The sequence below is a fragment of the Streptomyces sp. LE64 genome (assembly GCF_052606915.1).
Genome location: NZ_CP199708.1, coordinates 1,779,904 through 1,803,395 on the forward strand (window position 1 = coordinate 1,779,904; position 23,492 = coordinate 1,803,395).

Annotated in this window: 17 protein-coding genes and 3 pseudogenes; 14 read left to right on the forward strand and 6 right to left on the reverse strand. The window is 70.5% G+C overall.

Features of this window, described 5'->3' with window-relative positions:
- Nucleotides 1–103: 103 nt before the first annotated feature.
- A complete protein-coding gene (locus ACSMX9_RS07905) occupies nucleotides 104–598 on the forward strand; it encodes a MobC family plasmid mobilization relaxosome protein (protein WP_445401098.1) in 495 nt (164 codons plus the stop codon).
- Nucleotides 599–2,260, forward strand: a pseudogene (locus ACSMX9_RS07910) (relaxase/mobilization nuclease domain-containing protein).
- Nucleotides 2,261–2,335: 75 nt separating this feature from the next.
- Here the strand turns inward: ACSMX9_RS07910 and ACSMX9_RS07915 are convergent.
- Complete coding sequence (locus ACSMX9_RS07915) at nucleotides 2,336–2,893, reverse strand: flavoprotein (RefSeq protein WP_445401100.1); 558 nt, start codon at nucleotides 2,891–2,893, stop codon at nucleotides 2,336–2,338.
- Entirely contained in the window at nucleotides 2,890–4,164 is a 1,275-nt protein-coding gene (locus ACSMX9_RS07920) for a helix-turn-helix domain-containing protein (RefSeq protein ID WP_445401101.1), read from the reverse strand. The genes ACSMX9_RS07915 and ACSMX9_RS07920 overlap by 4 nt, the downstream gene beginning before the upstream one ends.
- A gap of 174 nt (nucleotides 4,165–4,338) precedes the next feature.
- Here ACSMX9_RS07920 and ACSMX9_RS07925 point away from each other — a divergent pair, with 174 nt between their 5' ends.
- The 9 genes and pseudogenes from ACSMX9_RS07925 (at nucleotide 4,339) to ACSMX9_RS07965 (ending at nucleotide 12,798) form a co-directional block, all read left to right on the forward strand.
- Nucleotides 4,339–4,776, forward strand: coding sequence for an ATP-binding protein (locus tag ACSMX9_RS07925; RefSeq protein ID WP_445401103.1), 438 nt, complete (start codon nucleotides 4,339–4,341; stop codon nucleotides 4,774–4,776).
- Nucleotides 4,777–4,815: 39 nt separating this feature from the next.
- Nucleotides 4,816–6,099 carry a UDP-N-acetylglucosamine 1-carboxyvinyltransferase gene (locus ACSMX9_RS07930; protein ID WP_445402928.1) on the forward strand — a complete coding sequence of 428 codons (1,284 nt, stop codon included), beginning with the start codon at nucleotides 4,816–4,818 and terminating at the stop codon, nucleotides 6,097–6,099.
- Nucleotides 6,096–7,319, forward strand: a complete 1,224-nt coding sequence (locus tag ACSMX9_RS07935) for a bifunctional metallophosphatase/5'-nucleotidase (RefSeq protein ID WP_445401105.1) — start codon at nucleotides 6,096–6,098, stop codon at nucleotides 7,317–7,319. The genes ACSMX9_RS07930 and ACSMX9_RS07935 overlap by 4 nt, the downstream gene beginning before the upstream one ends.
- Entirely contained in the window at nucleotides 7,316–7,855 is a 540-nt protein-coding gene (dcd, locus tag ACSMX9_RS07940; RefSeq protein WP_445401107.1) for a dCTP deaminase, read from the forward strand. The genes ACSMX9_RS07935 and dcd overlap by 4 nt, the downstream gene beginning before the upstream one ends.
- The gene (locus ACSMX9_RS07945) at nucleotides 7,852–8,388 is read left to right on the forward strand and encodes a dCTP deaminase (protein ID WP_445401109.1); all 537 of its coding nucleotides are present in this window, start codon (nucleotides 7,852–7,854) and stop codon (nucleotides 8,386–8,388) included. The genes dcd and ACSMX9_RS07945 overlap by 4 nt, the downstream gene beginning before the upstream one ends.
- The gene (locus tag ACSMX9_RS07950; protein WP_445401111.1) at nucleotides 8,385–9,509 is read left to right on the forward strand and encodes a glycosyltransferase family 4 protein; all 1,125 of its coding nucleotides are present in this window, start codon (nucleotides 8,385–8,387) and stop codon (nucleotides 9,507–9,509) included. Before ACSMX9_RS07945 ends, ACSMX9_RS07950 begins: the two co-directional genes overlap by 4 nt.
- A gap of 62 nt (nucleotides 9,510–9,571) precedes the next feature.
- Nucleotides 9,572–10,465 (forward strand): IS982 family transposase, encoded by an 894-nt coding sequence (locus ACSMX9_RS07955; protein WP_445401113.1) that lies wholly within the window; start codon nucleotides 9,572–9,574, stop codon nucleotides 10,463–10,465.
- Nucleotides 10,466–10,611: 146 nt separating this feature from the next.
- On the forward strand, nucleotides 10,612–11,676 hold the full coding sequence (locus tag ACSMX9_RS07960) for a serine hydrolase domain-containing protein (RefSeq protein ID WP_445401115.1): 1,065 nt from the start codon (nucleotides 10,612–10,614) through the stop codon (nucleotides 11,674–11,676).
- A 409-nt stretch (nucleotides 11,677–12,085) separates the two neighbouring features.
- Nucleotides 12,086–12,798, forward strand: a pseudogene (locus ACSMX9_RS07965) (IS982 family transposase).
- Between the two features lie 223 nt (nucleotides 12,799–13,021).
- Here the strand turns inward: ACSMX9_RS07965 and ACSMX9_RS07970 are convergent.
- The 3 genes and pseudogenes from ACSMX9_RS07970 to ACSMX9_RS07980 form a co-directional block, all read right to left on the reverse strand.
- A pseudogene (locus ACSMX9_RS07970) lies at nucleotides 13,022–13,832 on the reverse strand (IS5 family transposase).
- Between the two features lie 283 nt (nucleotides 13,833–14,115).
- Nucleotides 14,116–15,972, reverse strand: coding sequence for an FG-GAP-like repeat-containing protein (locus ACSMX9_RS07975; protein WP_445401117.1), 1,857 nt, complete (start codon nucleotides 15,970–15,972; stop codon nucleotides 14,116–14,118).
- A gap of 52 nt (nucleotides 15,973–16,024) precedes the next feature.
- A complete protein-coding gene (locus ACSMX9_RS07980; protein ID WP_351243215.1) occupies nucleotides 16,025–16,744 on the reverse strand; it encodes a hypothetical protein in 720 nt (239 codons plus the stop codon).
- 401 nt (nucleotides 16,745–17,145) lie between these two features.
- Here ACSMX9_RS07980 and ACSMX9_RS07985 point away from each other — a divergent pair, with 401 nt between their 5' ends.
- Both ACSMX9_RS07985 and ACSMX9_RS07990 read left to right on the forward strand, forming a co-directional pair.
- The gene (locus ACSMX9_RS07985; RefSeq protein WP_445401119.1) at nucleotides 17,146–18,243 is read left to right on the forward strand and encodes a hypothetical protein; all 1,098 of its coding nucleotides are present in this window, start codon (nucleotides 17,146–17,148) and stop codon (nucleotides 18,241–18,243) included.
- A gap of 46 nt (nucleotides 18,244–18,289) precedes the next feature.
- Nucleotides 18,290–18,784 (forward strand): hypothetical protein, encoded by a 495-nt coding sequence (locus tag ACSMX9_RS07990; protein WP_445401121.1) that lies wholly within the window; start codon nucleotides 18,290–18,292, stop codon nucleotides 18,782–18,784.
- Between the two features lie 52 nt (nucleotides 18,785–18,836).
- Here the strand turns inward: ACSMX9_RS07990 and ACSMX9_RS07995 are convergent, their stop codons facing one another.
- Entirely contained in the window at nucleotides 18,837–20,363 is a 1,527-nt protein-coding gene (locus ACSMX9_RS07995; protein ID WP_445401123.1) for an RICIN domain-containing protein, read from the reverse strand.
- A 335-nt stretch (nucleotides 20,364–20,698) separates the two neighbouring features.
- On the opposite strand from ACSMX9_RS07995, the gene ACSMX9_RS08000 reads away from it, so the two are divergent.
- On the forward strand, nucleotides 20,699–23,446 hold the full coding sequence (locus tag ACSMX9_RS08000; protein WP_445401125.1) for a SpoIIE family protein phosphatase: 2,748 nt from the start codon (nucleotides 20,699–20,701) through the stop codon (nucleotides 23,444–23,446).
- Nucleotides 23,447–23,492 lie beyond the last annotated feature (46 nt).

Here is a 23,492-nt window from a genome sequence, read left to right on the forward strand (position 1 = left end):
CCCCGGCCTGGCACACACGGCCCGACGGCCTGCCCCGGGCGGAGCAAGGTATGGCGTTGGACCGTCCAAGGGCCGGTCCCACACGGAAGCCTCCGCCCCGGGGGTGGCGGAGGAAGATCCCCGGCACGAGGGCGCACCGGAGACGAGGGGGGTCCGCGCGGCGGACGAGGCCGCGCTACGCCGTGTCGCCCGCCGTCGTGCCCGTCAGGGCGTCCAGCGCAAGGAGCGCGTCGACGTCCGCTACAGCCTCGACGAGAAGCGGGCGATCCTCACCGAGGCCCGCCGCCTCGGTCTGGCCGGTGCCCACCTCGTCGGTGCCCTGGTCACGGCGCACCTGAACGGCGACCTCGCCCTGCCCGGGCAGCGGAGCGTCACCGACGACCTGATCGACGAACTCGCCGCCCTGCGCACTCAGGTGGCGCGGATCGGCACGAACGCGAACCAGATCGCCCACCGCCTCAACTCCGGTGGCGAGACGCACTCCGTGGACGCGTCGGTGCTCACCGAGGCCCGTCGACTCGTGACGGCCGTCAGGCAGGTGGTCACGGCGATCGACACCGCCGCCGATGAGACCGTCACGAACCGTCGGGCGGCCTGATTGATCGCGAACATCGTCAAGCCCGGTCACAAGACACGGGGCGTCCTGAACTACCTCTACGGCTCCGGTCGCGCCAACGAACACACCGACCCCCACCTCGTCGCGTCCTGGGACGGCTTCGCGCCCGACCCCGGTCGCGACCCCGAAGCCACCCTCGCCCAGCTCACCGACGTCCTCGACCTCCGCGTCAAGCAAGCTGGCGACAAGGCGCCCAGGAGCCACGTCTGGAACTGCTCGATCCGCGCCGCCCCCGAAGACCGGCACCTGTCCGACGATGAGTGGGCCACTATCGCCCGCCGCGTCCTCCACACCACCGGCATCGCGCCTGCGGGCGATCCCGACGCCTGCCGCTGGGTCGCCGTCCGTCACGCCGACGACCACATCCACATCGTCGCCACCAAGGTCAGAGGCGACCTCCGTCCACCCCGCAACTGGAACGACTATCTGCGCGCCGACAACGAACTCGTCGCCGTCGAGAAGGAATACGGCCTGCGCCAGGTTCCGCGCAGCGACCGCACCGCCGCCAAGCGGCCGACCCGCGCCGAATAGGAGAAGGCCCGCCGCACCAGCAGCACCCGGACGGCTCGGGAACGCCTGCGTACCATCGTCCGCACCGCCGTCTCGGCCGCCACGAGCACCGAGGAGTTCCTCCGGCTCCTCGAAGGAGCCGACACCCTCGTCGAGGTCCAGCACTTCCCCTCCGGAGACGTGCGCGGCTACAAGGTCGCCTTGACCGGGGACACCAACGTCCGGGGGGAGCCAGTGTGGTTCTCCGGCTCCACCCTCGCCCCCGACCTCTCCTACCCCAATATCGCCGAACGCCTGGCGGCCGTGGAGTCGCCACCGGCGGACCAGTCCGCCGAACCCGCCTGGCGACGACTCGCCCTCACCCTCGACCGGACACCCGACCATCTCGCCCACGACGAGGACGAGGCCGGACAAGCCCACATCACCGTCCTCGCCGAAGCCCTCGACGCACTCCTCCTCATCGCCCGACCCGGCCTCCGAAGGCCCCTCCTCCAAGCGGCGACCGCCTTCGAGCGCGCCAGCCGGTCCCGTCTCCGAGCCCACCACCGGCGGGCCCAGGCCACGCGGCGGGCGGTGAAGGCGGTCCTGCGCGTGCCCCCGCCCCGAGACGGAGAGCTCTTCGCGAGCGTCCTTGACGCCCTTCTGTTGGCGGTCATCGCCGCCCAGCACTGGTACCGCGCCCGTGACCACCTCCAGCAGGCCGAGGCCGCCCGGCAGACGGCCGAGCACCTCCGCGCGGCCTACCGGATCGCAGCCCCCGCACCCCTGGCCATGACTCGCGCGCGGGGACGTCGGCTCCCCCGACCGTTGATGGAGCGGCAGACCTCCGTGGTGCGGCTGGCGCTACCTGATCTGGCCGAGCGGATCCTCACCGGAACCGGCTGGCCCGCCCTCGCCACCACACTCCACGACGTCACGGCGGCGGGCCAGGACCCTGTCGCACTACTCATCCAAGCCGCCCGCCACCGGGAACTCGACACCGCCACCGACCTCAGCGAAGTCCTCACCTGGCGGATGAATCGCCTCGCGGCTCCAACAATGGGCAAGCCCTCGCACGACAGGGCCCCGGAGCCCGGTTCCTCCCTGATTATGCCGAGGACCACACGGCGGGAGCCCCGGCCTAGGAGCCGGTGACACGGAGAACAACCCGACTCTCCAGTGCGTGGCACGCTGTCGGCACGGCAGAGGGCCTCCCGCGCAGAACACTGTTCACCCCACCGGGGACACCCCAGGCGTGAGCAACTCCAAGGCCTCTTCCCAGCGGAAGCGGTCCGCGCCGCCGCCTGCCTTCGGCCGGTGGGGCGCGTACGAACCGACCAGGACGCCCATCTCGCGCAACTGCTCCACGCTCCGGGCGTACGCGGGGTGGGCAGCCTGGGCGGCGTTCAGGTACGGCAGGACGGCGATGGGGATGCCAGAGCCGTACGCCTCGCACAGGATGCCGAGCGCCAGGGTGTCGGAGATCCCGGCGGCCCACTTGTTGATCGTGTTGAAAGTGGCCGGAGCGACCGCGATGGCCTCCGGGGGCGGCAGCGGGCGCGGGTCGCCCGGGAGGCGCCAGGCGGAGCGGATGGGGTAACCCGTCTGCTCCTCGACCGCCTTCGCCTCCAGGAAGCCGAGCCCCTGGGGGGTGGCGACGACACCGACCTCCCAACCCGCGACCTGAGCAGCGGTGATCAGCCTGCCGACGTCTCCGGCGATCCCGGCCGCGCACACCACGACGTACAGGAACGGCTTCTTGGTCTCCTGATCGGGCTGATCGCTCACGCGGGGACTCCCAGTCGACGGCTGAAGTGGTGCAGCTCTGGCAGGGTACGACGGCGGTCACGGGCCGCCATGTCGGCCACCAGCTCCCGGACGGCGGGGCGACGGATGTCCTGTGCCGCGCAACTCTCGGCGATGCGCAGCGCCTGGTAGCCGTCGGCGAGGCGGCCCTGCTGGTTGTAGGCGCGGGCGGTTTCGACCCACAGGGCGGCCCGGCGTTCGGGTACGGGGATGTGGCGACGCATGAGCGGGCGGGCGGCGTCGAGGGCCACGCCCGCGTCCCCGAAGACGACCATCGCGCTGATGCCGTGCAGGGTCACGTTGGTGGGGCTGAAGTTGGCCCAGGCGTCGGGACGGTCGAGTGAGACGTAGTGGGCCACGTCCCGTGCCTCTGCGAGGAAGTCCTCCGTGGCGGAGCGGTCGCCTCCGGTGCTCGCGGCCGTCACGCCGCGCAGGAGGAGCAGTCCAAGGGCCGCGAGGTACTCCGGGGAGCGTCGGTCGTAGGAGCCCGTGAGTTGATCGGCGGAATGACGGACCAGGGTCACGGCCTGGGCGGAGTGGCCGTCCCTGGTGAGCAGGTGCGCCTGGACACGGACGCTGGAAGCGAGCACCACCGGGTCGCCGGACCGCTCGGCCTCGGCCATGGCGCGTCCGACGGCGAGCCAGGCGTTGCCGAGGTCGCTCTGCTTCAGCAGCAGGCTGGCCGAGGTCTGGTAGACCGTGGCGAGGAGGCCGGACAGGTCGGACGATCCGGGATCGTCGGCAACTGCCCGTCGAAGCTGGCCGATCAGTCCGGGCAGAGTGCGTTCCAGTGCCGCGTAGTCACAGGTGCAGAAGAGTCGGCGGGCGTTCGCTGTCTGTTTCCGCAAGTGCGGCAGATCGCCCACCGCCTCGGTGAACGCGGAGCCCGGGCCGGGGAGCAACGACTGGATCAGTTCCGGGTGGGCGGGGGCGAGGGGCGTGGCGGGGACCGCGAGCACGGCCGCGCCTGCGGCGAGGAGTCGACGGCGGCGCATGTCTTCTGTCTCTGGGGTGAAAGGACCGGCGAGGGGATCAGGGGCGAGGCCCAGGTGGTCGGGTGGGATGTCCAGCACCCGTGCGACCTCGCGCAGCATGGTGATGTCCTGAGTGCCTCTGCCGTTCTCCAGTCGGCTCATCTTCGACTGGTGGTACCCGAGGTCCGCAGCGACGTCCTTCTGTGAGCGTCGCCGTAACACCCTCGCCTGGCGGATCACTTCACCGATCCGACGCGCCTCGCTCCGCACTTCGGCCATCCTGCCACGGCTCCCTCCGCCGTCGCCGATCCTGCCTGCCCGATCGAGCCTAGCCGAGCCGGATTCACCTGCGATGCAGCTTCCGCATGAGCGATGCAGGCCCGGCACACAGCCTGGAAACGGCCCTCGCCAAGGCGGTTACGTGAGGACCGCCGCCCCGATCCAGGAGGCCATGTGAAGGTGCACCAGATCCGGTTTCCCGTACCCGGCACACACGCTGCCGCCACATTCGCGAGGCGCGACCTCGTAGCCGCCATACGGGCTTGGGACACCCTTCTCTCTCCGGAGCTCCTGGACACGGCGGAGCTGGTGGCCTCGGAGCTGATCACGAACGCGGTGCGTCACGCTGGCGACGACGGGCCGATCTCAGCCAGCGCCCGTCTGGGCACCGACGGTCTGCGCATCGAGGTCGTCGACACGAACACCGAGATCCCGGAGAGCGGCCTGCCCGGCACGATGGCGGAAGCCGGACACGGGCTGCTCCTCGTCGCCGCGCTCGCGGACCGCCACGGGTTCGATCCATTGCCGTCCGGAAAACGGTGCTGGGCCGAGTTCGAGGTCATCGGCACCACCCTCCCGTCCGCGCGAATCCCTCCCATTCAGAGGAGTTGAGCGTTGTCTTCTGTACGGATTCCTCCCGTCGCCGCCGAAGTGGTCGCCATCCGACCGGGTGCTCCCCTCACCGGGTCCGTGACCGTCGACGGTTCCAAGAACGCGGCGCTGCCCATGCTCGCTGCCGCCGCAGCCCTGCGCCGACCGGTGCGCATCAGTAATGTGCCGACGAGCACGGACGTCGAGACGATGCTCACCCTGTTGCAGCAGGGTGGCTGGCACGCGGCTCGCCCCGTCAGCGGTCCGCACACGGTGGTGATCCTGCCGAGCGACCAGTCCCAGCCGGATCTCGCTCCCGAGGTCGCCGCCCGCATCCGTGCCTCGTACTACCTCGTCCCCGCGCTGCTGAGTGCCTGCGGCCGGGCCCGTCTGCCCTGGCCGGGCGGCTGTGCCATCGGAGCACGGGGGATGGAGCAGCACTTCAAGGTCTACGAACGGTTCGGTGACCGCACCACCATCGACGACCGTGGCTACCTCGTGGAGGCGACCGCGCGCGACAGGGGGACGGTGTCGGTCATGCTGCCGTTCCGGTCCCGCGGTGCGACGGTCGCCGCTGTCCTCCGTGCTGTCGTCGCGGGACGGCCGCTGCGTCTGGGGCAGCCGAACCTCTCTCCCGAAGTGCTCAGCGTCATGCGAGCGTTGGGGACGGCCGGTTGGGAGAGCCGATTCGACGAGAGCGTCCTCTCCCTCCACCCACCGGTGACCGTCCCGGAGGAGCCGGTCTCATGGCGGGTGCCGGGAGACAAGATCGAAGCGGGCACTCTGGCCTGCGCGGTCGCCGTCACCGGTGGAGAAGCACGGATTCTCGGTGTACACGGTCGAGACCTGGCGCCTCTGGTGGATGCCCTGCGTCTGCTCGGGTTCCCCACCGATACCGATGACGGCACCCTGACCGTCCAGGCGCGGGGCGTCCGGCCCACGGGGAGATCGCTACATGCTGTCGCTTCCCTGGACCCCGGCGCCTTGGACGCCGATTTCGAGCCCCCGCTGATGGCCCTGACGCTCTCGTTGCCGGGCACGCACCTGTTCGCCGACTCCATCAATCCCGGCCGCCACGGCAACCTACTGCCCCAGTTCGCCCGACTCGGCGTCGAGGTCCACGAGCTGTCCCCCACCGAATGCCGCGTCACGGGCCCGCAGCGGCTGACCGGCGCCGGTGTGGAAGCCACCGACATCCGCACCGGCTCGGCCCTGGCCGTCGCCGGACTCGCCGCCCACGGGGTGACCACCCTCGGCGGGCTCGAACAGCTCCGCCGAGGCCACGCCGACCTGCCCGTGAAACTGCACACCCTGGGCGCCGACATCTGCGAGGTGATCCCGTGAACCGGCGGCTCCAGCAGATCGTCGCCACGACCGACGTCCACTCCGCCATCGGTTCCGCCGCCCTGATGCTCGCCTTCCTGCCCACGGCCAGGACCGACAGCCTGATCGTGGACAGCGGCGACTTCTTCGAAGGCACCGGTATCTACCGTCTCGGCAAGGGAGCCATCGAACGCGACATCCTCACAGCCCTCTACGACGTGGTGGCCCCTGGGAACCACGGCTGGCCGCACTACTTCGAGCCGGAGCTGCGGCGGATCACCGTGTGCGCGAACACGACCGACCAGGAGGGGGCTCCGATCTTCGATCGGGTGCGCATCGAACGTGTCGGGGGCCGCCGAGTCGCCGTCACCGCCGTCATCGGTCAGCAGGCGTTCGAGGCGATCCCCATCGGCCAGCGCACCGGTCACCGCGTCACCGACCCTGTCCGCGCGCTGCGCGAAGTGATGGCCGAGCACCATCACCACGCCGATGCCTGGGTGGTCCTGTCCCACTCGGGCTTCGAAGAAGACGTGAAGCTCGCCGGTTCCTGCCCTTCCATCGACGTCGTCTTCTCCGGGCACTGCCACAGCGATGTCCACGGTCCCGTGCGCGTCGGTGGCACTCTCGTGGTCAAGGGACGAGAACTCGGTCTCGGGTACGCCACGGCCTCGCCGACCGGAGGCGGCTGGACAGCCCGCACCGGCCTCTTCCCCAGCCTCTCCGCGCTCCCCGATGCCCTCACCGGGTTACGCGGGAGGATCTCCACCGTCGAACAGGCACTTGCCCGCCCACTCGGCGTGGTGAGAGAGCCGTACCGCAACGCTCCGTTGGATCGCCGTCGGCTCCTCGAAGAACTCGTCGAACATCTGCACACCGGTTCCACGACGGACGCTGTCGTTCTCAACGAGACCGCCCTGCGTTCCGTGCCGCTCGGCAGCGTCCTCGCCCTCGGCGACCTCCTGGCCGTCGAGCCCTTCGACAACAGGCTCGTCCACGCCGTCCTCCCCGACGAGCACGAGCAGGCACTCGACGCGCTTACCAAGCGCGTCGGTCCGCTGGCCGTCCTCCCGAATCCGCTGCCACCGAACTCACGGAGCGTCCTGACGACCGGCTACCTCGCTGACAGCCACTTCGGCGGACGCGCCAACGAGACCGGTCTACGGCTCGGGCACACGGTCCGCCGCCTCCTGACCGACCGAACCTCCCAGCGCGCTGACCGCCCCGAGGGAGGCCGACGATGATCCTCACCGGTCCCGAGATCGACTCGGCCGTGGCCGACGGCCGCGTGCGCATCGTGCCCTTCGCACCGGACCAGACGAACCCCAACAGCTACAACATCCGCCTCGGCCCGACCCTGCTGACCTACACGTCCGAGGTCATCGACGCCCATCGCGCCAACCCGACGCGCTCCGTTCCGATCGGCGGGGACGGATACGTCCTCCAGCCGGGCGAGCTGTACCTCGGCCACACCGTCGAGGAGGTCGGCTCGGACCTCTTCGTCCCCCTCCTCTTCGGCCGCTCCTCGGTCGGGCGCCTCGGCTTGTTCGTCGAGATCACGGCACCGATCGGGGACATCGGCTTCCACGGCCAGTGGACGCTCATGCTCTCGTCCGTCCGTCCCCTGCGGGTGTACGCGGGCATGAAGATCGGGCAGGTCATGTTCTTCGCCGCCACCGGCGCCGTCACCCCGTACCGCGGCAAGTACCAGGGCGCCACCGGTCCCCAGCCCTCCCAGTACTGGCGCGACACGCCCCGTGGGGAGGCGGTGCCCTCGTGATCCTCACCGGCCCCGCGATAGCCGCCGCGGTCCGCGCGGGCGAGATCACCATCGCCCCGTACGACCCTGCCCGCCTCTCCCCCAACGCGTACGACTGGAGGTTGGGCGACACGATCCGCGTCTGTGACGGAGACCTGGACGCCGCCGTGGCCACCGCGTTCACCGAACGGACCATCCCCAGTACCGGCCTGGTCCTGGAGCCCGAAGCGCTCTACCTGGGCGTCACCCTGGAGAAGACGGGCTCGGAGAAGTACGCACAACTCCTCAACGGAGACCGTGCCACCGGAGCCCTCGGCCTCTGGGTCCATGTGTCCGCCCCGCTCGGTCACCAAGGGCACGCCATCCGCTGGACGCTGGAGATCCGAGCAGCGAAGCCCGTCAGGGTCTATCCGGGCATGACCTTCGGCAAGCTCGTCTTCCTGACCGCCTTCGGGACCCCGGCCAGCTACCAAGGTCAGCACGCCAAGTACGCGGCCACGAGCGGCATCGACATCTCCCGCCTGTACCGGGAGTTCCCCCAGGGAGGGTCATGAGTCCCCTCGTGCGCCCGAACGCGGGACCGATGGTCGCCACGTTCCTGGACCTTCCCGCCGGAAGCCCCGGCGGCAGCGTCGAACTCTTCCTCGACCTCTACACCGGGAACGAACCCCTGGTTCCCGCAAGGGCCTTCATGCTGGCACCACCTGGTTCGCACCACCCTCGCCTCCCCACCGGGCTCGACCTGCTGAACGTGTCCGGGAAGTGCTTGGCGGGCCCAGGCTTCGGCCGCTACGTCGCGGCCCTGCGCCGGGCACTCGCCGAAATGATCGACCCAAGCCGGATCGATGTGCTGCACCTGCAACACCTGGCCTTCGGAGGGACCCCCGCCCTGCTCCGAGCGCTCCCCGCGCACCCCAGGATCGCCTTGGTCCACGGCACCGACCTGCTCTTCGCCGAGAACCACCGCGACCAGCTCCACGTCCTGCGCGAGACGGTGAGAGCCGCCGACTCCCTGGTGGTCCCCACCTCCGCGATGATCGACCGCCTGCTCAAGCTCGCCCCACGGACGGACCGCCGCAGGATCGCCCACATCCCCTGGGGCCTGCCCGACCGTCTTCTCACCAATCCGCCGCCTCGTCCCGACCGTGGCTCCACCAGCCATCTGCGGCTCCTGTACGCAGGACGCCTGTCAGTCGAGAAGGGCTTCGGCTCCCTGACCAGGAGCCTGGCGCGCGTCCCGGGCGTCGAACTGAGCATCGCCGCCCCCAGAGCCCAGTTCCACGCCCTGGCCCCATTGCTCCAGCGGACCGGCACACGGGCCCGGTACCTCGGTTGGCTCCGTCGCTCGCAGCTATGGAGAGCCTTTGCCCAGCACGATCTGCTGGTCATGCCCTCGACCACGCTGGAAGCCATGGGGCTGGTGGCCCTGGAGGCCCAAGCCTGCGGCCTGCCCGTCCTCTACCAACCCGTACCCGGCCTCAACGAGGTCCTCGCGGCCTCCGGCATAGCAACGGACTTCACCGACTCCGTCGTGCTCGCCCGTGACCTCAACCGCCTGCGGAGCTCCCCTGGTCTTCTGCTGGCCCTGCGCCAGTCGGGGTATGCCAACGCCGCCCGCTACCCCCTTTCGAGGACCGCCCGGGCCCTGAAGGATCTCGGCGGTCAGCTCGCCTAGATGAGTGAGTCCGATGTTTGTGCTGGCCGCGACCATGGCGAAGGGCGCCCGTTGGTCAGTGTGTGAAGACAAACCTGGACGCCCTTCTGGCGGCACTGTACGTGTTCATCGACGACCATGTGGCGCCTTGCGCGGGAGGTCGCCGGATCGGGCGACCTCCAAAACTGACGGACGCCGAACTGTTGTGTCTGGCCGTCGCGCAGGTCCTTCTCGGCTTTCCGTCAGCCCGGCACTGGATCCGCTTCGCCCACGCCCGGCTGTCCCACCTGTTCCGTTACCTGCCCCAGCAGTCCGGCTACAACAAGCGCCTGAACGCCGCCGGACCGCTGATCTCCCGGGTGATCGAGGCTCTGGCCCGGCAGGTTCCCACCTGGCACGACGACCTGCGCCTGATCGACTCCACACCCCTGCCCTGCGCCGCGTCGAGGGAGACCGTCAAACGCTCCGACCTCGCCGGGCACGCAGGATACGGCTACTGCCGCAGCCACTCCCGCTTCTTCTGGGGATTGAGGCTCTACCTGGTCACCACGGCAGAGGGCATGCCCGTCACCTGGTGTCTGGCGAACCCGAAGCTCGGCGAACGGGAGGTGATGACCGCGCTACTGGAACGCGATCACCGCCTGGTCCGAGCCGGGCAGGTGATCCTCGCGGACAAGGGCTTCGCCGGAAAGGACTTCGAGGCATTCCTCACCGACCGTCTCGGTGTTCACCTCGTGCGGCCGGACCGGAAGGACGAACCCGTCCGGCACGGCCGCCTCGCCCACTCACGCCAGTGGATCGAGGCCGTCTTCGACACCCTCAAAGGCCAGCTCAGCCTCGAACAGCACGGTGGCAGAACCCCGGCCGGAGTGTTCGCCCGCACCGCCCAACGACTCCTCGCCCTCGCCACAGCCATCTGGCACAACTGGACCACCGGCGCCAAGACCAAACGCTCCCTCATCGCCTACGACCACTGAACAACCCTTCGGACTCATTCATCTAGGTCACGCGGGCAGGGGCGACGAGGACTCTCCCGTGGACACTGCGCGGATCTGCGGGGACCCCGTGAGCCACGTCGCTAGGCTGAACCGGCGGAACGCCATCCGAGGCGAACAGGGAGACCATGACGTATCGCACCGACCGCATCGAGCACCTGCTGGACGAGGGCGTGCGGGACAAGGTCTACCCAGGTGCCGTGTGGGCCGTCGGCGACGCCACTGGCCTTCGCGCCCACGGCGCCACTGGAGTCCTCGACCCGGACGAGCCGGACGTACCGATGCGGCGGGACACCGTCTTCGACGCAGCCAGCCTCACGAAGATCATCTCGGTGTGGGCCTCCATCGGTGCCCTCTGGGAAGAAGGCAAACTCGATCTCGACGCCCGGCTCGACAGCTTCTGGTCCGAAGTCGGCGGCCATCCGCTCGGGGCCACGACCGCCCGCCACCTCCTGACCCACACCGCGGGTCTCCCGCTCCGCGCCCAGCTCAAGAGCCTCTACGGCACCGACCCACAGGACGTCCGAGACGGCGTCCTTCACGAAGCGCTGCACCGCCCGCCCGGCGAAGCGGTCGAGTACACCGATCGAGCCGCCCTCATCCTCGGCTACCTTGCCGAGCACCTCTCCGGAGAGCGTCTCGACCAGCTCACCGGGGAGCGCGCCTGGCAGCCACTGGGCATGGGCTCCACCCGCTTCGGGCCGCTACCAGCCGAGATCGCCGCACTGTGCGCGCCGACCGAGTTGGATCAGGCCGACGGTACCCACCTCAAAGGCACCGCGCACGACTTCTCCGCTCGGCTCCTGGGCGGAGTGTGCGGCATCGCCGGCGCCTTCACTACCCTCGACGACCTCGCCGCCTTCCTGCAGCACATGCTGGTCGCCTCCTCTTCGGCAGGGCAACCAGGATTCGGTCCCGCCTGGACCTCGAAGTCGCTGAGTGTGCAGACCGGCCGTCTCGAACCCGCACGCGGCCTGTTCTGGCACCCCGCCCCTGGCACCGCCCTCGCCGACGACGTCTGGGTCCACTACGGCTTCACCGGCACCGGCATGTGGATTTCACCCCAGCAGGGCCGCTGGGCGGTGCTTCTGACCAACAAGCTCTACTACACCCGCGATCGCCAGCCGCTGGCCGACGTCCGCGACAAGTTCCGCAGAATCGCCTTCACCTACCACGCCGATGGGAGGACATAAGTCCGCTGGAACCCACTGTCGAGCCGCCGAGCTGCTCACCGCTCGGCGGGCTCCAGAGGAGCAACATTCTGCTGACTGCGGAGAAAGCGACCACAGGCGAGTCGGTGGGTGCAACCTCGTTCAGCGCCGCACCGGATCCAGAGGGACGCAGCGGCCAACCTCTTCGGACCTTCGTTCGTCAGATACCTGTAGACCTGGTGCGAGTGAAAGGGTGCACTCGCCACAATCGCGGGCCAACTGACCCCCATCGTCTACACGACTGGCCGACCAGACCTAACGCGGACCGGGGATACGCGCACGAAGATCGCCAAGGTCTTCATCATGCCGCCCCGAGCCGGAGCTCCTAGATGAGTGAGTCCGATGTTTGTGCTGGCCGCGACCATGGCGAAGGGCGCCCGTTGGTCAGTGTGTGAAGACAAACCTGGACGCCCTTCTGGCGGCACTGTACGTGTTCATCGACGACCATGTGGCGCCTTGCGCGGGAGGTCGCCGGATCGGGCGACCTCCGAAACTGACGGACGCCGAACTGTTGTGTCTGGCGGTCGCGCACTGCGCCTGATCGACTCCACACCCCTGCCCTGCGCCGCGTCGAGGGAGACCGTCAAACGCTCCGACCTCGCCGGGCACGCAGGATACGGCTACTGCCGCAGCCACTCCCGCTTCTTCTGGGGATTGAGGCTCTACCTGGTCACCACGGCAGAGGGCATGCCCGTCACCTGGTGTCTGGCGAACCCGAAGCTCGGCGAACGGGAGGTGATGACCGCGCTACTGGAACGCGATCACCGCCTGGTCCGAGCCGGGCAGGTGATCCTCGCGGACAAGGGCTTCGCCGGAAAGGACTTCGAGGCATTCCTCACCGACCGTCTCGGTGTTCACCTCGTGCGGCCGGACCGGAAGGACGAACCCGTCCGGCACGGCCGCCTCGCCCACTCACGCCAGTGGATCGAGGCCGTCTTCGACACCCTCAAAGGCCAGCTCAGCCTCGAACAGCACGGTGGCAGAACCCCGGCCGGAGTGTTCGCCCGCACCGCCCAACGACTCCTCGCCCTCGCCACAGCCATCTGGCACAACTGGACCACCGGCGCCAAGACCAAACGCTCCCTCATCGCCTACGACCACTGAACAACCCTTCGGACTCATTCATCTAGAGGGTTCACAACGTGAACGTCACCGGGGTGACCACACCGGACTGGAGCGGTCGCCACCCCCGATCACGTGGCCAATCCGCTCCCGAGGTTTCCCAAGATCCAGGAAAGTCAGCGCCCCAGGCGGGACCCGTCACACGTTTACGCAGGTCAAACCCTTAAAGCAGTCCCTGCGGCCAGGCGCCTTCTAACTGATCGTTTCAAAATGAGGTTCGTAGGCGTCGCAAGCAGATGATGCTGCAGGCGAGTTGGAGCAGGCCGAGGTGGAGGTCGGCGCGTATCTCGTAGCGGATGCGGAGGCGTTTGAACTGGTGGAGCCAGGCGAAGGTCCGCTCGACGACCCAGCGCGTCTTGCCCAGCCCGGAGCCGTGCGGGACGCCACGTCGGGCGATCTTGGGTGTGATACCGCGGGCCCGGAGGATGCGGCGGTACCTGTCGTAGTCGTAGCCGCGGTCGGCGAACAGCCGGCCCGGCCGGTGCCGAGGCCGTCCGACCAGGCCGCGGACGCGCGTGGGATCGTGTCCAGTAGCAGCGTCAGCTGGGTGACATCGTGCCTGTTTCCGCCGGTCAGCGACACGGCGAGGGGTGTTCCGTGGCGGTCGACGATCAGGTGGTGCTTGCTGCCGGGCCTCGAGCGGTCGACCGGCGAAGGTCCGGTGTGAGCCCCCCTTTCAGGGCCCGGATGTGCGAGCCGTCGATCGCGCAGTCGTCCATGTCGAGCAGGCCTGCCTTGCGCAGTTCGGCCAGGAGGACTTCGTGCAGGCGGGGCCAGACGCCGGCTTCGGTCCAGTCCCGCAACCGCCGCCAAGCGGTCACCCCGCTGCAGCCGGTCCGCTCGGCCGGCACGTCCCTCCAGCTCACGTTCTTGCGCAGCACATACACAATGCCCCGCAAGGCCGCACGGTCGTCCGCCGGCAACCGCCCGGGGTACCGATGACGCCGCGGCGGCCGGGGCGGCAGCAGCGGGGTGATGCGTTCCCACAGGTCATCAGGCACAAGATCATCCGACACCTGCACCACTCTGCCGCCACCAGACCCAACCGCCAAGCCCTCACACCGAAATCATTCTGAAACGATCAGTAAGCGCTTGGCCGCAGGTTCGAGTCCTACCGGGGGCGCTCTTCCCTTCCGTCCGCGTCGTCCTCCCCGTCGGGAGGCCCGTGGTACCCGAACTCCCCGACGCCGTCGCGGCGTTCCCCGTGCACGTGCGGCCCCGCGGACGGGTCGTCCGCGGGGCCGCACGTCTCGCGGGGGCGGGTCCACCTCGGCGGCGCTCCGGCGGTTCCGCGAGCGGTTACCGGGTCCGGAAACGGCGGTGGAGGTTCCGGGCCACGTACACGCCCGGGCCGCCGAGGCCGACGATGTCGACGCGGCCGTCGCCGGTGACGTCAGCGAGGAAGCGGGGGTGGCGGTCGACGCGCCAGCCGCCCGCGGCCTCGTGGTACCCGAACCCGCGGCACACCAGCTGGGCCCGTTCGAACCGGCCGTCGCCGCGGTTGTGGGACACCCAGACGCCGTCGTCGCCGAAGCCGACGACGTCGGGGTTGCCGTCGCCGGTGACGTCGGCGAGGAACCGCGGGTGCTTGTCGCCGGTCCACCCCTGAGCCCGCCCGAAGTCGTTCAGGACCAGCTCCGCGGGTTCGAAGGTGCCGTCGCCGCGCCCGCGTGCGACGACGACGCCCTGCGGACCGAACCCGACGACGTCCACCGTGCCACCCGCGGTGGTCCTGGTCAGGAACCGGGGGTGCTCCCCCACCGTGCTCCAGCCCTGGTCGACCCCGAAGTCGTCGAGGACGTACAGGGGGTCGGTGAAGGTCCCGTCCTCGTCCTGGAGGGACACCCAGACTCCGTCGTCATGACAACCGACCACGTCGAGCCGGCCGTCACCGGTCGTGTCCACCAGGAAACGCGGATGCTCGCCGACGCGCCAACCACCCGCCTTCCCCCCGTGACCGAAGGCTCGGAGGGTCGGTTCCTCGGGAAGCGGGGCGAAGGTTCCGTCCTCGTCCTGGAGGGACACCCAGAGCCCGTCGTCATGACAACCGACCACGTCGAGCCGGCCGTCACCGGTCGTGTCCACCAGGAAACGCGGATGCTCGCCGACGCGCCAGCCGCCGGCCGCCGCTCCGTGGCCGAACGCCTTGAGGGCCGGCTCGCCCCCCGCGGGCGCGAACGTCCCGTCCTCGCCCCGGAGGGAGACCCGTACCCCGTCGACGGCGAGCACGACCACGTCGGGCCGGCCGTTGCCGGTGGTGTCCGCGAGGGTCCACAGGTCCTCGGGGCTCGGGGAGGGCACGGGTCGGTGCAGGACCCGCTCGTCGTCGAAGGTGCCGTCGCCCCTTCCGGGTGATGTCACGGCACCCTTCGCGGAGTCGAGTCCGACGACGTCCGCCTGCCCCGTCCCCGTGGTGTCGGCGAGGAAACGCGCACCGACCCCGGCCCACCCGCCCGGCTGCCCACCGGGCAGGTGGGCGGCCCCGGCCGTGGTCCACCCGCCGGCGTCCCGGTCGCTCCCGAACCGGTCGAGGACCAACAGCACGTCACTGAAGGAGGGGCTCGCCCCGGGGGCCGGCCGCAGCGCGGTCGAGCGGGTCAACCGCCAGGACCGGCGGCCGTTCCAGTGGCTCAGCGGCGCCCAGCTCAACACGGGATCGCTGGTGCGTTCGGGCTCGACGGGAACGAGGCGCCACCGCTGGCTCTCCGCGTTCTCGTCGTGCTCGCGCAGCACGACCCGGATCGCGTCCTCGCCCTTGCCGGGTCCGGGGTCGGCGAGGTCGAGGACGTCGCCGGCGGTGACCTCCTCGATGAAGTGGAGGCCGGCCGAGCCCTCGACCGGCACGACGCGCCACTGTTGGCTCTTCCTGCCCGCGACGGGGTCCGCCTGACGGACCCCGCGGTCCGCGGTGGCGGAGCCCTCCAGGACCTTGCCACTGGAGGCGTTGCGGATCACGTACGTACGGTCGTCCGACGGCGGCCCGCCGTGCGGGGTCGGCACGGGGGCGAGCTGCCACCGTTCCGGGCTCGGGCCGTCGTCGGGGGCCGCGCGGACGACGAGCGTCCCGTCCGGGCCGGGCGCTGCCCCGGCGCCGAGGGGCTTCCCGGTGGCGGCGTTGACCAGCTCCAGCTTCAGTTCTTCCGTGGGCACGGGCATCGTGGTGCCTCTTCCAGGCGGTTCGGGCGTGGGGTCGGGGCGGGGTGGCGGCTCAGGTGAAGACGTGGTGGTAGGGGACGTTCCACTCACTGGGCAGCCGCGGGTAGAACGTGTTGATGACCGTGCCGGTGAAGTCCCCGCCCCAGTTGTAGGTGAGGCGCGCCTCGCCGTCGGCCGTGACGGCGTGGTCCTTGAGGCCGAGGATGGCGTCGGGGTGGGTGATCGGCACGAAGGTGATCCCGCCCCAGGGCGTCACCGTGACGACCCAGAGCTGGGTGTCCTCGGACGCCCCGTTCTTCCCGCGCCACTTCTCGCCGACCTTGCCGGGAAGGCCCACCTGGAGGGTGTCGGCCGTGCTCTTGGGCGCCTCCTGGTGGACGGTGACGCGCCGGCGCTGCGGCTTCGGGGCGCCGTCGTCGCCGCGGCCGGCGTCGGCTTCGGCCGCGCCCGCGGGCGGGGGCGTCACCTGGCCCGCTGCGCTCTCGATGAAGTACAGCGGGCGCTGTCCGAAGAAGCCGCCGGGCGTGAGGTACCAGAGGTGGCCCTGCGCCTCCTTGGTGGCCGGGTCGAGCGCGGTGGCCAGCTTGACCCCCTTGTCGTGGCTCTCCTCCTTCAACTCCGCGGGCCGCAGATAGCCGCCGTTGAAGGCGTGGACGAGCATGACCGGCCGATTCTCGACCAAGGCCGCCACGATGGCGTTGTCATAACTGTTCACCGCCACCGGACCGCCGACCACCAGATTCGCCATCGCCGTGCGCTCTTGGGTGTACATCGCGGAAACCTCACCTGTTTCTGAATGGGGAGAACAATGCTCCGGGATCAGTTTCAGTGGTCTATCACACGGCATTGCCGAAACCCCAGCCGCCTTCGACCGAAACGCCCCCGAAAGCGAATGCGCGACCGAAATAAATCCCCTCAAAAACGGCAACGGTCGAGGCCACACCACCCATGGGAAGGAATATCGAGGAATATCTTCGATCATGCAGCGAGTAGTTACGCCCCGGACCCCGCATCCGAATCGAAGATCAGCGTTCACCCGATCGGGCGTACCACCCAAAGACGCCTTCCTCGGAAATTTCCGTCCGTGCTAGCTTCGATTTGCGGAACGCGCACACATATCCCTCCACATCCACTTCGCCGAGCGCGGTTCCACCAGATCAGTCGAGGACGGAAATGCCTTCCCACGCGTACAACCTGGAACGGTCCACGCGTCAGCCGCTGACGAAGAAGAACTTGCGGGAACTCAACATCGAGCAGACCTGGAAGTCCATCCTGGACCACCCCAACCTGGTCTACGTCGACGACTACGGCGCACGGCACAGGCCCATCGGGTTCTCCTTGAACAAGTCGAGTTTCGGCACCTTCCCCGGGTCCGCGTACCAATTGGGCTGGCTCGCCTACATGAACCTCGGGGAGCCGCTGATCGAGGAACGGGGCAACATCACCCAGCCCCCGCCCGACACGTTCTCCGCACGGACCTACGTCAACCGCAGTTCGACGTCGCCGATGACCTTCACCGACTCGGTCGACTTCACGGTGTCGAACGGGGTCACCTGGTCGCTCCACGGGGACGCCAAACTCACCTTCGGCGGCAGCGTCAGCACCTCGCTCCAGCTCCAGTTGCAGAACCAGCTCCGGATGGACCTCCAGGCTCAACTCCAGGCACAGTGCCAGAACGAGATGTCGAACAGGAACTCGGAGACCATCACCAAGAAGAACAGCAAGGACAACATCGGGACGGACGCCGCCACCGCCACCGAGGTGGCCACCCGGAACTCCGCGACGAACTCGGCCACCAACACGGTGACGAACTCGGTGGGATTCACGACCACCGGCAGCGCCACCGGCACCGCCTCGCTCAACGCCCAGTTGGCCCTGGGCATCGCGGCCACCGTCGGGGGCTCCCTGACCACCAGTTGGAGTTCCAGGTCGCAGGTCTCGGGAGAGGTCCCGCCGGGTTCCCGCACCCGGGCCCTCGTCTCGCAGCGACGCACCCGCAAGGAGTACGCCTACGAGATCCCGGTGACCTTCTCGGGTCTGATCGCGGTGCGGTACGCCGTCCCGGTCACGGTCCTGGCACCCCCTCAGTCGGGGGACTACCCGGGGCTCGACCACCTAGTGGCCCGCGACATCGACGACATCGACCTGACGCCCGGCGGCTTCCGCATGAAGGGGCTGGCCGAGGTGGTCTCCGCGCTGGAGGTCCACCACACGGTGTTCGACGCCGAGGGCCTGACCAGCAACCAACAGACACTGCACAAGCAGCCGTGACCGGGCGGACCGCACCGCTCCACCACGACGACCAGGGGTGACGACCATGGTGTTCGACAACGTCTTCGGCTCCGCGCGCAAGGGCTCGGGCCTCTTCTCGGTGACCACCGACGCGACCAGACCGCAACCGGGCGCGGGAGTGGACTTCGAGGATTCCGAGGACGACACGTACGACGACACGAGCACGAGCCTGTTCAACAACGCGATCCACGGGGCCTCCTCCCGTGCGAAGGTCGTGCGGGAGGAGTCGCCCGAGGCGCGCGCCGTCCTGGGCTTCCTCGGCGCCTTCATCCAGACCACCCAGGAGTCCGCCGGTGCGCAGGCGCAGTACGCCCGGGACCCCGGCTCGGCGGCCACGGCGGCAGCCGCCGGCATGCAGGAGTCGAGTACGACGGTGACGGAGCACAGCGGCCTCCAGAAGGATCCGGACCTGGAGAGCAAGCCGAAGAAGAGCGACTTCAGCCAGCCCCCCAAGACGCCCCCGGCCCCCACCGCGGAGAAGCCGACCGCCGAGAAGCCGGCCAACTCCCAGAAACAGTAGGCCGGGAGGTTCGAGGGGCCGGGGCGGCGAAGCCGCCCCGGCCCCTCGCGCGTCACACGGGGAGCAACTGCCACTGCCGCTCGCGGTGGTCGCCCTCCGACCCGTGCTGCCGGACCACCGTGCGGGCGTTGGTGTCGACCCTGAGCAGCAGGCCGCTGTTGCGGTTCGCGATCTCGTACACCCGCGGGCCGCCGCCCGCAGAGCCCACCGGGATCAACCGCCACTGCTGGTGGTGCGCTGCGCCGCCCTCGTAGGTGCGCTGCGCGGTCGGCGCACCGGCCGCGCCCTGCGCCCCGAGGACCTCCAGGACCTTGCCGCTGCGCACGTTCTCGATCCGGTACAGCACGTCGCCGTCGTCCCGCCCCACCGCGACCAACCGCCACCGCTGGTGGTCCCGGGGGGCCGCGAGGGACTGGTGGACCTCCGCCCCGTCCCTGGTGGACTCCCGCAGGACGCCCATCCGCAGCTTGCTGCGGACGTTGGCCCAGGAGACCACCGTGCCCGAATCGGGCAGTCCGGCCAGCCTCGTAGACGCGACCTTCCGCACCCGGTGGTTGAGGTGGTCGGCGACGTGGAGGGTGTCGACGCAGTCCACGGCGAGGCCCAGCGGGAGGTTCAGCTGGGCGGACGCGGCCGGCCCGCCGTCGCCGCCGAACCCCGCCGCACCCGTCCCCGCGACCGTCCCGATCGTCCCGTCCACCCCCACCCGCCGCACCCGGTGGTTCCTGTGGTCGGCGATGTAGAGGGCGCCCGCACCGTCCACCACCACCCCCAGCGGGAGGTTCAGCTGGGCGGACGCGGCCGGCCCGCCGTCGCCGCCGAACCCCGCCGCACCCGTCCCCGCGACCGTCCCGATCGTCCCGTCCACCTCCACCCGCCGCACCCGGTGGTTGCCGGCGTCGGCGATGTGGAGGACGCCCTCGGCGTCCACCACCACCGCGTACGGGTTCCTCAACTGGGCCGCGCCCGCCGGACCGCCGTCTCCCCTGAACCCGGCGACCCCGGTACCCGCGACCGTGCTGATCGTCCCGTCCGCCCCGACCCGCCGCACCCGGTGGTTGTGGTACTCGGCGATGTAGAGGACCCCGGCCCCGTCCACCGCCACCCCCAGCGGGAGGTTCAGCCGCGCCGCGGTGGCGGGGCCCCCGTCACCGCCGAACCCGGCCGTGCCCGTGCCGGCGACCGTGCTGATCGTCCCGTCCGGGGCCACCCTCCGCACCCGGTGGTTGCTGGAGTCTGCGATGTAGACGGCGCCCGAGGCGTCCACGGCCAGCTCGCGGGGACCGTTCAGTTGCGCCGCGACGGCCGGGCCGTGGTCCCCCCGGTAACCCGCGGCCCCGGTTCCCGCGACCGTGCTGATCCTGCCGTCCGTGGTGATCCTCCGGACCCGGTGGTTGCTGTGGTCCGAGAGGTAGAGGGTGCCGCTGCCGTCCACCACGACGCCGTAGGGGCGGTTCAACTGGGCCGCAGCGGCCGGCTCGCCGTCCCCCGCGAACCCCGCCGTCCCCGTCCCCGCGACCGTGCTGATCGGAGGGGCTGCGTCCGCGCTGCCCGTGGCCGCCGCGTCGACACTGCTCATCGTCGTCCCTTCACCGTTCCAGAACCCGTCACTACGGACGGTTGTCGGATGATTCCAGATAGTCATACGCATCTCGGGGTTGGCAAGATCACTGCCGGGTGATCCTGCTGGAGTGCGTTGACGGGAGACGAACCCGTGGGGGCGTGGTGACGGATGAGGCGTCAGGGGTCACCCCGGGCCGCGGCGAGGCGGCTACCGAGCGGGCCGCCCGCACCTCGACGGATGCCGCCCCGGTGGAATCGGTGCGGACGCGCACCCGCACCGGGTGACCGGACGGCCACGATCGCGGTGCGCGCGGGAAGGCGTGGCTCCGGTGGTGACGGTAGAAATGCCGTATGGCAGGAATCAGGCGTTCCGCCGGAGGGTCCGCGAACGGCCGGCCCGCCGGTCGGCGGGCGCGGGTGCGCTCGCTGTGGGGGCCGCGGAGCGTGGTCGGACAGATGTTCGTCCTCCAGATCGTGGTGGTGCTGCTGCTCACCGCGGGTGCGATCGTCCTGCTGCTGCTGATGTCCCGTCAGCAGAACGCCCGGGAGGCGCAGAGCCGCTCCCTCGCCCTGGCCGAGGGCTTCGCCGACGCCCCGGGCACCGCCGCCGCCATCACCTCCCGGGACCCGACCGCCGTGCTCCAGCCACGGGCGGAGAAGGCGCGCAAGGGGGCGAAGGTGGACTTCGTCGTGGTGCTCAACCGGCAGGGCATCCGGCTCACCCACCCGCTGCCGGACCGCATCGGCAAGCCCAGTTCCGCCCGGCTGGCGCTGCTCCTGGCGGGGGACACCGTGCTGGAGGAGCGGGTGGGGTCCCTGGGGCCGCAGGTGCGGGCGTACGTCCCGGTGCGTGACGCCGGGGGGACGGTGGTGGGGGCGGTGGGCGCGGGGGTCACCATCGCCCGGATCAACTCGGCCGCCGCCGAGCGGCTCCCCCTGGTCCTGACCGCGGCCGGCGCCGCGGTGCTGCTGACCAGCGGCGGGGCCGCGCTGATCAGTCGGCGGCTGATGCGCCAGACGCACGGCCTGGGCCCCAGCGAGATCACCCGGATGTACGAGCACCACGACGCGGTGCTCCACTCGGTGCGCGAGGGCGTGGTGATCACCGACTCGGAGGGTCGGTTGCTGCTCGCCAACGACGAGGCCCGCCGGTTGCTGCACCTGCCCGACGACGCCGAGGGGCGCCCCCTGGACGCCTTGGACCTGCCTCGCGGGATCGCCGATCTGCTCACCTCCGACCGGGAGGCCACCGACGAGTTGCACCAGGTCAGGGACCGCACCTTCGCGGTCAGCCAGCGCCCGACCGGCCCGGCGGGTCGGGTGGCCACCGTGCGGGACACCACGGACCTGCTCGTCGCCTCCGACCAGGCGCGGGAGGCCCGGCGCCGACTGGAGGTGCTGCACGACGCGGGGGTGCGGATCGGCACCACCCTGGAAGTGCCGCGCACCGCGCGGGAGCTGGCCGAGACGACGGTGGGCCGGTTCGCCGACTTCGTCACCGTCGACCTGGTGGAGGCCGTGCTGCGCGGGGAGGAGGTGCACGGGACGGAGCACGAGGTGCGCCGGGTGTGCGTGGCCGGGGTGCGCGAGCTCCCCCCGTTGTACCCGGAGGGCGAGCTGATCCGGATCGCGCCCTCCACTCCGCAGGCGCTCGGGCTGGCCACCGGCGAGGCGGTGCTGGAGCCCCGGCTGGCCGAGGCGCCGGGGTGGCACGCGCAGGACCCCGAACGGGCCCGACAGATCGTGGCGGCGGGGGTGCACTCGCTGATCACCGCCCCGCTCACCGCCCGTGGGGTGCTGTTGGGCATCGCGGGGTTCTGGCGGTCGGAGCGGTCCGAGCCCTTCGACGCGGACGACCGGGCGCTGGCGGAGGAGGTCGCGGCGCGGGCCGCCGTCTCCTTGGACAACGCGCGCCGCTACACCCGCGAGCACACCATGGCGGTCACCCTCCAGCGGAGTCTGATGCCGCGCTATCTGCCCGTGCAGGAGGCGGTCGAGGTCGCCTACCGCTATCTGCCGGCCGAGGCGGGGGTGGGCGGCGACTGGTTCGACGTCATCCCGCTGCCGGGCGGTCGGGTGGCGCTGGTCGTCGGCGACGTGGTGGGCCACGGGCTGCACGCCGCGGCGACCATGGGGCGGCTGCGGACGGCGGTGCACAACTTCTCCGCCCTGGACCTGCCGCCCGACGACATCCTGGGCCATCTGGACGAGTTGGTCAGCCGGATGGACCAGGAGCGCGGGGCGGGGGACGACGGCCTGGACGTGACCGGCGCCACCTGCCTGTACGCCATCTACGACCCGGTCACCGGGAACTGCTCGGTGGCCCGGGCCGGCCACCCCCCGCCGGGGGTCGTCCTCCCCGACGGCCGGGTGGAGTTCCCGCGCATCCCGGTGTCGCCGCCGCTCGGCGCCGGCGGGGGGCTGCCGTTCGAGACGGCCGTGCTGCACCTGCCGGCCGGCTCCCGGCTGATCCTGTACACCGATGGTCTGGTGGAGAGCCGGGACCGTGACATCGATGCCGGTCTCGCCCGATTGAGGGGGGCCGTTTCCGGCCAACCCGACCTCGATCCCGAGGAGACCTGTCGGGCGGTGCTCGCCGCGCTGCCGGGCGGACAACAGCGGGACGACATCGCCCTGTTGGTGGCGCGCACCAGTCGGCTGGACGCGGAGCGGATCGCCGAGTGGCGGGTGCCCTCCGACACCGCCGCGGTGGCCCCGGTGCGCGCCGAGTGCGCGCGTCGGCTGCGGGAGTGGGGGTTGGAGGAGATCGTCTTCACCACGGAGCTGATCCTCAGCGAGCTGATCACCAACGCGGTCCGCTACGCCAGCCAGCCCATCACGGTGCGGTTGATCTACAGCACTTCGCTGATCTGCGAGGTCTTCGACGGTTCCAGCACCTCGCCGCACCTGCGCCGGGCCTCCCTCACCGACGAGGGCGGCCGGGGGCTGTTCCTGGTGGCGCAGCTCGCCGACCGTTGGGGCACGCGGTACACCGCGGAGGGCAAGGTGATCTGGACCGAGCAGTCCCCGCACGGACCGGCCGCGCCGGGCGGCGGCCCCGACCCCACGGACGCGCTGCTGGACCACTGGAACCTGTGAGGGGCCGCGCCCGTGGGGCGCGGCGCCGCGGGAGGGGAGCGTCAGC